Origin of the sequence: Sphingomonas sp. S2M10 (genome assembly GCF_012650175.1) — a bacterium.
GTDB lineage: Bacteria > Pseudomonadota > Alphaproteobacteria > Sphingomonadales > Sphingomonadaceae > Sphingomonas.
Genome location: NZ_JAAILI010000086.1, coordinates 29,323 through 41,468, shown reverse-complemented (window position 1 = coordinate 41,468; position 12,146 = coordinate 29,323). Strand labels below are relative to the sequence as shown.

The following is a 12,146-nucleotide window of genomic DNA, read 5'->3' as shown; positions in this document are numbered from 1 at the left end:
CGCTCAGACTCATGCAGACCTCCGCCGCGCTCCAGCGCATCCAGCCCTCCGCCACGCTCGCCATGACCAGCCGCGTGTTCGAGCTGAAGCGTGCCGGCGTCGACGTGATCGGCCTGGGCGCCGGCGAGCCCGATTTCGACACGCCCGACTTCGTCAAGGAAGCCGCGATCCAGGCGATCCGCGACGGCAAGACCAAGTATACCAATGTCGACGGCACGCCCGAGCTGAAGGACGCGGTGATCGCGAAGTTCAAGCGCGACAACGGCTTGGACTACACTGCGCAGCAGGTCACGATCAACGTCGGCGGCAAGCACACGCTGTTCAACGCGATCGTCGCCACGGTGGAAGCCGGCGACGAGGTGATCGTGCCCGCGCCGTATTGGGTCAGCTATCCTGACGTAATTCAGTTTGCGGGCGGCACGCCGGTGTTCATCGCCGCCGGTGCCGACCAGGGCTACAAGATCACCCCCGAGCAGCTCGAGGCGGCGATCACGCCCAAGACCAAGTGGGTGATCCTCAACTCGCCGTCCAACCCCACCGGCGCCGCCTATTCGGCTGCCGAGCTCAAGGCGCTGGGCGAGGTGATCGAGCGCCACCCGCATGTCTGGGTGTTCGCCGACGATATGTACGAGCACATCCTGTACGACGGCTTCGAATTCGCCACGATCGCGCAGGTCTGCCCGTCGCTCTACGAGCGTACGCTCACCGTCAACGGCTGCTCCAAGGCCTATGCGATGACCGGCTGGCGCATCGGCTTCGCCGGCGGCCCGGCCCCGCTGATCAAGGCGATCGCCAAGCTCCAGTCGCAGTCGACCTCGAACCCATGCTCGATCGCCCAGGCGGCCGCCGTCGCGGCGCTGACCGGCGACCAGAGCTTCCTCAAGGATCGCGCCGCCGCCTTCCAGACGCGCCGCGACCTGGTCGTCGGCATGCTCAACGAAATCGACGGCTTGCACTGCCCCACGCCCGAGGGTGCGTTCTACGTGTACCCCGAATTCAGCGCGCTGATCGGCAAGACCACACCCAAGGGCAAGGTTATCGCCACCGACGAGGACATGATCGGCTATTTCCTCGACGATGCCCGCGTGGCGGCGGTGCACGGTGCGGCGTTCGGCCTGTCACCGGCGATGCGGATCAGCTATGCGACCTCCGAGGCGCTGCTCCGCGAAGCCTGCACCCGAATCCAGACGGCTTGCGCCGACCTGCGCTGAGGGACCTGTAACGCGGGAGCTTCCGCATCCCTATATGGGGGTATCATGACCCGACGCACGTTGAAGCTCCCGCTGTCCCTTGCCGCCCTTGCCGGCGGCGCCTTCCTGCTGATCGCAGCCGGAGGGTTGCGCATCGAGAAGGTCGCCGCCGTGGCGGTGCCGCCGCCCGCGATCGACGTCGCCAAGGCGAAGAAGCCGCAGACGGCCGTGTTCGCCGGCGGCTGCTTCTGGGGCATGGAAGCGGTGTTCCAGTCGGTGAAGGGCGTTCAGTCGGTTACCAGCGGCTATGCCGGCGGCACCGCCGCCACCGCTACCTATGATCAGGTCAAGGGCGAGCGGACCGGCCATGCCGAGGCGGTGAAGGTGGTCTATGATCCCACCCGGGTCAGCTATGGCACGCTGCTTCGCGTCTTCTTCTCGGTGGCCCACGATCCCACCCAGAAGGGCGGCCAGGGGCCTGATCGCGGCCCGAGCTATCGCAGCGCGATCTTCCCGCAGAACGCCGAGCAGCGCCGCGTCGCCGGAGCGTACATCGCCCAGCTGACCCACGCTAAGGCGTTCGGCAAGCCGATCACCACCAGGCTGGAGACCGGCGGCTTCTACCCGGCCGAGGAGTACCATCAGGACTTCTTCTGGCGGCACCCGACGCACCCCTATATCATGCGCTGGGACCAGCCCAAGGTCGCCGCCTTCCGATCGACCTACCCCCAGCTGGCGCACTGACGCCAGCGAGGAGGCTCAGCGGTCAGAAATCGATCGCGATGCCCTTCAGCTCCCAGTCGCCATAGCGGACGGGATCCTTGTCGAGCGGGTCCTTTTCCGGCCGCTGCATCGGTTCGGGCTTGGGCACCGGCGGGCTCTTCGAGAGATAGGCCGGGGGCTGCACATGGTCGGGTCGCTTGCCCATCGGGATTGCCTTCCTTGGTTGCCCGGCCCATGTCGGCGCCCAAAGGAGCATGGTCAAGTGAACGGTTGGGTAGCGCACGCACGAGCATACAATATGATGGGAGTGCGCTGACCATGGCCCGCCCGACCACCCGCCGCCCGGCCGGCGCCGAGCCCGATGCCCCCGGCGTCCCCGCCCGCCGCGCGGCGCTCAAGCTGCTCGATGCGGTGCTGCGCCGCGGCCTGGCGCTGGAACAGGCGCTCGACTCCGCTGCGCAAGGGCTCGCGCCGAACGACCGCGGCTTGGCCCACGCCATCGCCGCCGAGGCGCTGCGCCGCCTGCCCGATCTCGACGCGCTGATCGATTCCGCCACCCGCCAGCGCCTGCCCGACGACGCCAAGGCCCGCTTTGCCCTCCGCATCGCGCTGGTCCAGGCCATCGCCCTCGGCACCCCCGGCCATGCCGCGATCTCGACGGTGCTGCCGCTGGTCGATGGCGGCCCGCGCAAGCTGGTGCACGGCGTGTTCGGCACGCTGATGCGCGGCAACGCCACGCTGCCCGATCTGCCGATTCTGCCCGATCCCGTTGCGCTGCGCTGGCAGGCGCATTGGGGCGAGGCAATGGTGCAGGCAGCCTGCGAGGCCATCGCGACGCCGCCGCCGCTCGACCTCAGCCTGAAGACCGACGGCGTGACGGTGGAAGGCGCGACCAGCCTCGCCCCGCGCCACGCCCGGCTCGAACCCGGCACCAGCGTCCCCGACCTTCCCGGCTTTGCCGAGGGGGACTGGTGGGTGCAGGATCTCGCCGCCTCGATCCCCGCCCGGCTGATCGGCGCAGGCACCGGCACCGCGCTCGACCTCTGCGCCGCGCCCGGCGGCAAGACGCTCCAGCTCGCCGCCGCCGGCTGGCAGGTGACCGCGGTGGACGTTGCCGAGAATCGCCTTGCCCGCCTCCGCGAAAATCTGGAGCGCACCGGCCTGTATGCGCAGATCGTCACCGCCGACCTGCTGAGCTGGAGCCCCGCCGCCCCGGCCGATGCGGTGCTGCTCGACGCGCCGTGCAGCGCCACCGGCATCTTCCGCCGCCACCCGGACGTGCTTCACCGCGTCCGGCCGTCGCTGGTTACCGAGATGGCCGAGCTCCAGGCCAAGCTGCTGAACCGCGCCGCCGCCTGGGTGAAGCCGGGCGGGACGCTGGTCTTCGCCACCTGCTCGCTGGAGCCCAAGGAAGGCGAGGCCCATCTCGCCCCCTTCCTCGCCGCGCATCCCGAGTTCGAACTGGTGCCCGCAACCGCGCAGGAGCTCCCTGCGGGCATCGCGCCCCGGGAGGACGGTTCGGTGCGCGTGCTGCCCGGCATGCTGGCCGAGCAGGGCGGTCTGGACGGCTTCTTCATCGCCCGGTTTCGCCGCCGCTGATCGCACCCACGGGGCGCTTCGTCTGCGTCACGCAGCAAGCTGTGGATAACCCTGTGGAGAAGCCGTGCACAACCAGTGGGCACCCCGCCCTCCGGTTGCGCCCGACTCAGCCCTTGCCTAGGAGACGAGCATGTCCGTCCGCATCGCCCCTTCGATCCTCTCCGCCGATTTCGCACGGCTCGGCGAGGAAGTCCGCGCCATCGACGCCGCGGGCGCCGACTGGATACATGTCGACGTGATGGACGGGCATTTCGTGCCCAACATCACCATCGGCCCCGCCGTGGTGAAGGCGCTGCGTCCGCACTCGGCCAAGAATTTCGACGTACACCTGATGATCACGCCGGTCGATCCGATGCTCGCCGCCTTTGCCGAGGCCGGGGCGGACACGATCTCGGTGCACCCCGAGGCGGGCCCCCACCTCCACCGCACGCTCCAGACGATCAAGGCGCTGGGCAAGCGCGCCGGCGTGGTGCTCAACCCGTCCACGCCGGTGGACGCGGTCGATTATGTGATGGACCTGGTCGACCTGATTCTGGTGATGAGCGTCAACCCGGGTTTCGGCGGGCAGAAGTTCCTTGAGAGCCAGCTGCCCAAGATCACCGAGCTGCGCCGCCGCATCGAGGCGAGCGGCCGCGCGATCGATCTGGAAGTCGATGGCGGCATCGACCGCGAGACCGCCCCCAAGGCGATCGCCGCCGGCGCCAATGCGCTGGTCGCCGGCACCGCCACCTTCACCGGCGGGCCGAGCCAGTACGCCGCCAATATCGCGGCACTGCGCGGGGCTTGACCGAGTCCGTGCCGGACTCCGCCGCCGACGGAGTCGAGGAAGGCAAGCGGCTGATCCGGGTAGGCGGCGACCGCGGCCTGTCGCTGGCCGACCGCATCGCAGATCGCTTCCAGCGCCTCGCCTGGCGCTCGCCGCTCTACGCGATGCGACTGAAGGGCCGGCATCCGCTCAAGCTGCTCACCGCCGCGGACGATCCGTTCTTCGGCGATCCGCAGCGGGGCAATGCCTTGCTCGACGGCGAACTGCGGCTGTGCGGCGAGGTCCGCGCGGTCGAGAGCCTCGATTTTGCCAAGCCCGATTGGTCGCCCGGCTTCACCCAGCATCTTCAGGGCTTTGCTTGGCTGCGCGACCTCTCCAGCGTCGCCACCCGTCAGCAGGGCGCCCCGATTGCCGAGGACCTGATGCGCCGCTGGCTCAAGGTCCATGGCGAGCAGGTCGCCGATCCCGCCTGGCGGCCCGATCTGGTCGGCCGGCGCATTCTGGCCTGGGTGGCGCATGCGCCGCTGATCCTGTCCTCGACCGACCAGGTCTATCGCTCGGGCGTGATGCACGCGTTGGCCCGCGGTGCCCGGCATCTCGATCGCAGCGCCGACAAGGTGCCGGTGGGCGTGCCCCGGCTGGCCGCCTGGGCGGGCCTCACCGTCGCCGGGCTGGTGCTGCCGGGCGGCGACCCGCGCCGCGCCTTTGCCGAGGCGGGTCTCAACCGCGCGATCACGGCCTCCATCTATGAGGATGGCGGCACCGTCGGCCGCTCGCCGGACGGCCAGCTCGACGCGATCCAGCTGATCACCCTGCTCTGCGAGACCTACGCCGCCCGCCGCATCGAGCCGCCCGCCTTCGTGCTCGGTGCGCTCAACCGGATGGTCGCGGCGCTGCTCGGCGTGTGCCACGGCGATGGCGGCCTCTCCAGCTGGCAGGGCTGCGCGCCGATCGGCGGCGAGTGGATCGAACAGGCGATCGAGGCCACCGGGGTGCGCACCCGCCCGCTCAAGCAGGCACGCGACTGGGGCTATCAGCGCCTGTCCTGTGCCGGCACCGTGCTGATCCTCGACGCAGCGCCCCCGCCCGACGCCCGCGTCGCCCAGACCGGCTGCGCCTCCACCCTCGCCTTCGAGCTTTCGGACGGCGCGGACCGGATCGTCGTCAATTGCGGCGGCAGCCGCGCGGCCGATGCCCGCCTCCCCGCCGAGCTGGTCCAGGGTCTGCGCACCACCGCCGCCCACTCGACCCTGACGCTGGGCGACAGCAACTCCACCGCGATCCATGCCGACGGCACGCTCGGCCGCGGGGTGAGCGAAGTCGAGCTGGTCCGGCAGGAAACCGAGCACGCCAGCCGGATCGAGGCGGCGCAGGACGGCTATGTCCGCCGCTTCGGCTTGCTCCATCGCCGCGAGCTCACCCTCTCGCACGACGGGCGCGACCTGCGCGGCGAGGATCTGCTGCTCCCCGCGGGCAAGCGGCGGATCGACTCGAAGTCGTTCGCCTTGCGCTTCCACCTCGCCCCGCAGGTCGAGGCCTCCCCCACCGCCGACGGGCACGGCGCGATCCTGCGCACCGCCTCGGGCACGCTCTGGCAGTTCCGCGCCAAGGGCGGCACGCTGGCGATCGAGGAGAGCCTGTGGATCGACGCGCGCGGCCGTCCGCACGCCACCCAGCAGCTGGTGATCCATGGCGAGACGCCCGCCGGCGGCGCCAGCCTGAACTGGGTATTCCACCGGTCCAAATAGGGCTTGCCCCGGCGCGTCCGATTGGGGAGAGGGGCGGGCCATGGACATCAAGATCACCCGCGCGCTCCTCTCGGTCTCCGACAAGACCGGGATCGTCGAACTCGGCCAGGCGCTGGCCGCCCAGGGCGTCGAGCTCGTCTCGACCGGCGGCACCGCCACCGCCCTCCGCAACGCTGGCCTGGAGGTCCGCGACATCTCCGACCTCACCGGCTTCCCGGAGATGATGGACGGCCGGGTGAAGACGCTGCACCCCAAGGTGCATGGCGGCCTGCTCTCGGTGCGGGACAATCCCGGGCATCAGGCCTCGATGGCCGAGCACCAGATCGCGCCGATCGACCTCGTCGTGGTCAACCTCTACCCCTTCGCCCAGACCGTCGCCAAGGGCGCGGACCGCGACGAGATCATCGAGAATATCGATATCGGCGGCCCCTCGATGGTGCGCTCGGCCGCGAAGAACCATGAATCGGTGGCGATCGTCACCGATCCGGCCGATTACGCGCTGGTGATGGGCGGCACGACCACGCTGGACCAGCGCCGCAAGTTCGCCGCCAAGGCCTATGCCGCCACCGCCGCCTATGACGCGATGATCTCCAGCTGGTTCGCCTTTGCCGATCAGGGCGAGGCTTTCCCCGAGACGCTCAACATCTCGCTGAAGCGTGGCCAGGCGCTGCGCTATGGCGAGAACCCGCACCAGCAGGCGGCCTTCTACGCCGCGACCGGCCCGTCCGCGCGCGGCATCGGCCAGGCCCGCCAGCTGCAGGGCAAGGAACTCAGCTACAACAATTACAACGACGCCGATGCGGCGCTCGAGCTGGTCAGCGAATTCCGCGACGGGCCGCCGACCGCGGTGATCGTCAAGCACGCCAATCCGTGCGGCGTGGCGAGCGGCGCGACTCTCGCCGAGGCCTATGCGGAGGCGTTCGCCTGCGACACCGTCTCGGCGTTCGGCGGCATCATCGCGGTCAACCGTCCGCTCGACCGCGCGACGGCCGAGCAGATCACCGGCATCTTCACCGAAGTGGTGGTGGCCCCCGATGCGGATGAAGAGGCGCTGGCGCTGTTCGCGGCCAAGAAGAATCTCCGCCTGCTGCTCACCGGCGAACTGCCCGATCCGGCGCGCGCCGGGCTGTTCGCCAAGTCGATCGCCGGCGGCTGGCTGGTCCAGGGCCGCGACAACGGCATCGTCACGCGCGACCAGCTCAAGGTCGTCACCAAGCGCCAGCCGATCGAGCAGGAACTGGCCGACTGCCTGTTCGCCTGGACGGTGGCCAAGCACGTCAAGTCGAACGCGATCGTCTATGCCAAGGACGGCAGCACGGCGGGCGTCGGCGCCGGCCAGATGAACCGACTGGAAAGCGCGCGCATCGCCGCGTGGAAGGCCAAGGACGCCGCCGAAAAGGCCGGCTGGGCGACCCCGCGCACGATCGGCTCGGCGGTGGCGTCGGACGCCTTCTTCCCCTTCGCGGACGGTCTGCTCGCAGCGGTGGAAGCCGGGGCGACGGCAGTGATCCAGCCGGGCGGCTCGATCCGCGACGACGAGGTCATCGCGGCGGCCGACGAGGCGGGGCTGGCGATGGTGTTCACGGGGATGCGCCACTTCCGGCATTGAGGCACGCGCGCCGCGCCCCCGGTTTGAGGCGCGGCGTTGCAGCACCTACGGGTGACCCCCGCGAAGGCGGGGGTCCATTGGCGCTGATGCTGCGGTTCTTTCCCCGAACGTTCGGGCGAATGGATTCCCGCCTGCGCGGGAATGACGGTGGAGGGGCTACCCTCCGCCACCGCCTGCGGCGGCGGTCCCCCTCCCCCGGAAGCTTCGCTCGGAGGGAGGAAACACTCAGGCGGCCTCGCCCGCCATCGCCTCCGCGCGCGGCACCTTGCGGAACAGCGCGCGGTCTTCGGGGCCGAAGCCGAAGCGGATGATCACGACCAGGAAGGTGATCAGCATCGCCGGCATGCCCAGGCTCATCTCCGCCCATTCGAAGCGGTGCGGCAGCGAGGTGAAGGCGCCGCCCACCAGCCCCGCGATCGCGATCGCCGCGAAGAAGCTGGGGCGGATGCTCACCACCGGCGCGCCAAGCTTGGCCTGGAGCAGCAGCCCCTTCGCCACAGATCCGATCGTCAGCGACAGCGCCAGTGCCACTGCTGGCGCGGCGGACTGGACTGGCACCGGCCAGCCCTGCCCCCGCGCGATGAAGATCAGTGCGAAGCTCAGGCCGATCTGCAGCATCAGCACGCCGATCGAGATCGCCAGATTGGTATGCCGGGCGATATAGATCAGCGCCGTCTCGCACACCGCGCCGGGCGAGGCGAGCACCTCGGCGAAGAGCAGGATGCACAGCACCGCCGATCCGATCACGAATTCGCGGCCGAGCAGGCCCATGATCCCCTCGGCGGGAATCGAGAACATCACCGCCAGCCCCGCCTGCGCGCAAAGAATCCAGAAGCCGACCTGCCGCACCTGCCGCGCCACCGCCTGGCGGTCCCCGGCGGCGAGGCTCTGGGTGATCACCGGCCCCAGGATCGGGTCGAAGCTCGATTTCAGCCGCTGCGGCACCGAGGCGACCTGCTGCGCCATGTAATAGATGCCGACGACCGAGGGCGCGAACAGCAGGCCGAGGATGAAGCGATCGACGTTGCGCGTCGCCCATTCGATCGCGTCGGCCCCCGCCAGCGGCGCATTGCGGCGCGCCAGCTCCCAGATTTCCGCCGTCTGCGGCCGCCAGCCGACCGGCAGGCCATAGCTGCGCACGAACGGCACGATCGAGGCGACCAGCGCTGCGCACATCGACAGCACATAGGCCATCAGCAGCCCGTCGCGCGCCGAGACGAAGGAAAAGGCCCAGGCGGCGATGCTGATCGTCCAGGGCTCGATGATCGCCCGCGCGGTTACCGAGGCGCCGATATTGTGGCGATAGGCCAATGCGGAGAGCGATACGTCGGACAGCGCGGTCGCGATCACCACCAGCGGCAGCAGCCGCTCCAGCCCCATCACCGCGCTGTTGGGAAACAGCGCCTGGGGGAATAGCACGAGGATGCCGCTGGCGAGCAGTGAGGCGACGAGCGCGACCACCATCGCATCCCACACGACATGGCTGTGCGGCCGGCTGGTGCTCGACAGCGCCTGGGCGAGCCCGCGCTTGAGCCCCAGCGTCGCCACCAGCGCGACAAATTCGATGACCAGCACCGCGATCGCATAACGGCCGACAATCTCCGGGCCATAGGCGCGGCCGGCGATGAACAGGAAGGGCAACCGCGCGACCAACCGGATGATGAAGCCCAGCATATTGGTGCGCCCGCCCTTGGCGAGCGCGTTGATGTCCTGCGACGCCCCCGCCTCGCTCAATGCGCGGCGCCCCAGCTGGGCCCGACGCCGATCTCCACGCCCAGCGGTACGGTGAGCTGGATCGCCGGTTCGGCGGCGGTGGCCATCACCCGCTCGATGATCGGCCGCGCGGCTTCGACATCGCCCTCGGGCAGCTCGAATACGAGTTCGTCGTGCACCTGGAGGAGCATGCGGACCTTATCCAGCCCCGCCTCGCGCAGCGCCGGGACCATGCGGGTCATGGCGCGCTTGATGATGTCGGCGCTGGTGCCCTGAATCGGCGCGTTGATCGCGGCGCGCTCGCTGCCCGCCCGCTCGTTGGGGTTGGAGGCCTTGAGCCGGGGAAAGTGGGTCTTCCGGCCGAACAGCGTGGTGGTGTAGCCGCGCTCCTTCGCCTCGCGCAGCGTGTCGGCGATATAGCGATTGATACCGGGGAAGCGCTCGAAATAGCGGTTGATCATCGCCTGCGCCTCGTCCGGCGTCACGTCGAGACGGCCGGCCAGGCCCCAGCGCGAGATGCCGTAGAGGATCGCGAAGTTGATCGTCTTAGCGCGGCCGCGCGTGTCGCGATTCACTCCCCCGAACAGCTCCATCGCGGTCAGGCTGTGGATGTCGTCGCCGTTCGCGAACGCGGTGCGCAGCGCCGGCACATCGGCAATGTGCGCGGCGAGGCGCAGCTCGATCTGCGAATAGTCGGCCGAGAGGATGACGTTGCCAGGCTCCGCCACGAAGGCGTCGCGAATCTGGCGGCCGGTCTCGGTGCGTACCGGAATGTTCTGCAGGTTGGGGTCGGTCGAGGAGAGCCGCCCGGTCTGCGCGCCGGTAAGGCTGTAGCTGGTGTGAACGCGGCCGGTGTGCGGGTTGATCTGCGCCTGCAGCGCATCGGTGTAGGTCGACTTCAATTTGGAGAGCTGGCGCCAGTCGAGCACCTTGAGCACCATTTCGCGGCCGGGCGAGTCCTTGTCGGCGGCGATGCGCTCCAGCTCGTTGACGTCGGTGGAATAGACGCCCGATTTGCCCTTGCGGCCGCCCTTAATCCCCATCTTGTCGAACAGCACGTCGCCCAACTGCTTGGGGCTGCCGATGGTGAACTTGAACCCGGCGATGGCGTGGATCTCTTCCTCCAGCGACCCGATCTGCTGCGCGAAGTCGGAGGAGAGCTTGGCCAGCACCGCGGCATCAACCTTGATGCCGGTGCTTTCCATCTCCGCCAGCACGGACACCAGCGGGCGGTCGACGCTCTCATACACGCGGGTCACGCTCTCATAGGCGAGGCGGGGCTTGAGCCGGCGCCACAGCCGCAGCGTCACGTCGGCATCCTCGGCGGCGTAGCGGGTGGCCGCCTTGAGATCGACCTGGCCGAAATTGAGCTGGCTCTTCCCGGTGCCGACCACGTCCTTGTAGGCGATGCAGCTATGCGCGAGATGCGTGGCGGCGAGCTCGTCCATGCCGTGGCCGTGCAGGCCGGCATCGAGATCGAAGCTCATCACGATCGTGTCGTCATAGGGCGCGACGCGGATGCCGGCACGGCCCAGCACGATCATGTCGTATTTGAGGTTGTGGCCGATCTTGAGGACGGCGGGGTCCTCCAGCAGCGGCTTCAGGCGGGCGAGCGCCTCGGCCCGGTCGATCTGCTCGGGCTTCTCGGCGAACATGTCCGTCCCGCCATGGCCGAGCGGGATATAGCAGGCAAGGTTGGGCGCCAGCGCCATGCTGACGCCGACGAGATCGGCCTGGGTCGCATCGAGCCCGGTCGTCTCGGTATCGATCGCCACCCAGCCCTGGTGCCGCGAGACGGTGATCCAGCGATCGAGCGCGTCGAGATCGGTGACGGTCTCATAGCCGTCGTGGTTGCAGGGCGGGTCTTCCTCGACACCCGGCGCCTCGTGCACCTCGACCGGCGCATCGGCGACCGAGGACAGGCGCGACAGCAGCGTCTTGAAGCCGTGATGCTCGAGGAAGGCGCGCAGCGGCGCATCGGGGATGCCCTGCAGTTCGAGCGCGTCGAGCGGCTCGGGCAGCGGCACGTCGCAGGCGAGCGTGACAAGCTTGTGGCTCAGCCGCGCGAGATCGGCATGCTCGATCAGATTGTCGCGCAGCTTGCCCTTCTTCATGCCCGGCGCGGCGGCGAGCACCGATTCGAGATCGCCATGTTCGAGGATCAGCTTGGCGGCGGTCTTGGGGCCCACGCCCGGCACGCCGGGGACGTTGTCGACGCTGTCGCCCATCAGCGCGAGCACTTCGCCGAGCTTCTCCGGGCCGACGCCGAACTTCTCGCGGGTGTCGTCCGGGCCCATTCGCTTGTTGTTCATCGTGTCGAGCATGTCGACCGACGGATCGGTCATCAGCTGCATCAGATCCTTGTCGGAACTGACGATCGTCACCTGCCACCCCTGCGCCAGCGCGGCCTTGGTATAGCTGGCGATCAGGTCGTCGGCCTCCCAGCCCAGCTCCTCGATGCACGGCAGGCTGAACGCGCGCGTAGCGTCGCGGATCATCGGGAACTGGGGCACCAGATCTTCGGGCGCGGGCGGGCGGTGCGCCTTGTACTGGTCGTAGAGATCGTTGCGGAAGGTGTGCTCGGACTTGTCGAGAATCACCGCCATGTGGGTCGGCCCGTCGGCCTTGTGGAGTTCGTCTGCCAGCTTCCACAGCATCGAAGTGTAGCCGTACACCGCCCCCACCGGCTCGCCATGCTTGTTGGTCAGCGGCGGCAGCCGGTGATAGGCGCGGAAGATGTAGCTGGAGCCGTCGACGAGATAGAGATGGGGCATGGGCGGGAGATAGCAGCGCGCCGC

9 protein-coding genes are annotated in these 12,146 nt (G+C 69.1%); 6 read left to right on the top strand and 3 right to left on the bottom strand.

The window, feature by feature from the left end; translation table 11 throughout:
* Positions 1-11 precede the first annotated feature (11 nt).
* Together S2M10_RS21185 and msrA are read left to right on the top strand one after the other, a co-directional pair.
* Positions 12-1,211: a pyridoxal phosphate-dependent aminotransferase gene (locus S2M10_RS21185; RefSeq protein ID WP_168847845.1), complete on the top strand. Its 1,200-nt coding sequence runs from the start codon at positions 12-14 to the stop codon at positions 1,209-1,211.
* 45 nt (positions 1,212-1,256) lie between these two features.
* Positions 1,257-1,934, top strand: a complete 678-nt coding sequence (gene msrA / locus S2M10_RS21180; protein WP_168847844.1) for a peptide-methionine (S)-S-oxide reductase MsrA — start codon at positions 1,257-1,259, stop codon at positions 1,932-1,934.
* A gap of 22 nt (positions 1,935-1,956) precedes the next feature.
* Here the strand turns inward: msrA and S2M10_RS21175 are convergent, their stop codons facing one another.
* A complete protein-coding gene (locus S2M10_RS21175) occupies positions 1,957-2,118 on the bottom strand; it encodes a DUF1674 domain-containing protein (protein WP_168847843.1) in 162 nt (53 codons plus the stop codon).
* Between the two features lie 113 nt (positions 2,119-2,231).
* On the opposite strand from S2M10_RS21175, the gene S2M10_RS21170 reads away from it, so the two are divergent.
* The 4 genes from S2M10_RS21170 to purH all read left to right on the top strand — a co-directional run bounded on the left by S2M10_RS21170 (position 2,232) and on the right by purH (position 7,635).
* Positions 2,232-3,512 carry a transcription antitermination factor NusB gene (locus S2M10_RS21170; protein WP_168847842.1) on the top strand — a complete coding sequence of 427 codons (1,281 nt, stop codon included), beginning with the start codon at positions 2,232-2,234 and terminating at the stop codon, positions 3,510-3,512.
* Positions 3,513-3,642: 130 nt separating this feature from the next.
* Positions 3,643-4,299: a ribulose-phosphate 3-epimerase gene (rpe, locus tag S2M10_RS21165; protein ID WP_168847841.1), complete on the top strand. Its 657-nt coding sequence runs from the start codon at positions 3,643-3,645 to the stop codon at positions 4,297-4,299.
* The gene (locus S2M10_RS21160) at positions 4,296-6,026 is read left to right on the top strand and encodes a heparinase II/III family protein (protein WP_168847840.1); all 1,731 of its coding nucleotides are present in this window, start codon (positions 4,296-4,298) and stop codon (positions 6,024-6,026) included. Before rpe ends, S2M10_RS21160 begins: the two co-directional genes overlap by 4 nt.
* Positions 6,027-6,066: 40 nt before the next feature.
* Positions 6,067-7,635, top strand: a complete 1,569-nt coding sequence (gene purH, locus S2M10_RS21155) for a bifunctional phosphoribosylaminoimidazolecarboxamide formyltransferase/IMP cyclohydrolase (protein WP_168847839.1) — start codon at positions 6,067-6,069, stop codon at positions 7,633-7,635.
* A 225-nt stretch (positions 7,636-7,860) separates the two neighbouring features.
* Here purH and S2M10_RS21150 read toward each other — a convergent pair whose 3' ends face one another.
* Together S2M10_RS21150 and polA are read right to left on the bottom strand one after the other, a co-directional pair.
* Positions 7,861-9,369 (bottom strand): oligosaccharide flippase family protein, encoded by a 1,509-nt coding sequence (locus S2M10_RS21150; protein ID WP_168847838.1) that lies wholly within the window; start codon positions 9,367-9,369, stop codon positions 7,861-7,863.
* Positions 9,366-12,122 carry a DNA polymerase I gene (gene polA, locus S2M10_RS21145; protein WP_168847837.1) on the bottom strand — a complete coding sequence of 919 codons (2,757 nt, stop codon included), beginning with the start codon at positions 12,120-12,122 and terminating at the stop codon, positions 9,366-9,368. The genes S2M10_RS21150 and polA overlap by 4 nt, the downstream gene beginning before the upstream one ends.
* Between the last annotated feature and the right edge of the window lie 24 nt (positions 12,123-12,146).

Coding starts and splice junctions, on each gene's coding strand:
- S2M10_RS21175 (WP_168847843.1), bottom strand. CDS start 2,118: ATGGGCAAGCGACCCGACCATGTGCAGCCCCCGGCCTATCTCTCGAAG.
- purH (WP_168847839.1), top strand. CDS start 6,067: ATGGACATCAAGATCACCCGCGCGCTCCTCTCGGTCTCCGACAAGACC.
- S2M10_RS21185 (WP_168847845.1), top strand. CDS start 12: ATGCAGACCTCCGCCGCGCTCCAGCGCATCCAGCCCTCCGCCACGCTC.
- rpe (WP_168847841.1), top strand. CDS start 3,643: ATGTCCGTCCGCATCGCCCCTTCGATCCTCTCCGCCGATTTCGCACGG.
- S2M10_RS21170 (WP_168847842.1), top strand. CDS start 2,232: ATGGCCCGCCCGACCACCCGCCGCCCGGCCGGCGCCGAGCCCGATGCC.
- msrA (WP_168847844.1), top strand. CDS start 1,257: ATGACCCGACGCACGTTGAAGCTCCCGCTGTCCCTTGCCGCCCTTGCC.
- polA (WP_168847837.1), bottom strand. CDS start 12,122: ATGCCCCATCTCTATCTCGTCGACGGCTCCAGCTACATCTTCCGCGCC.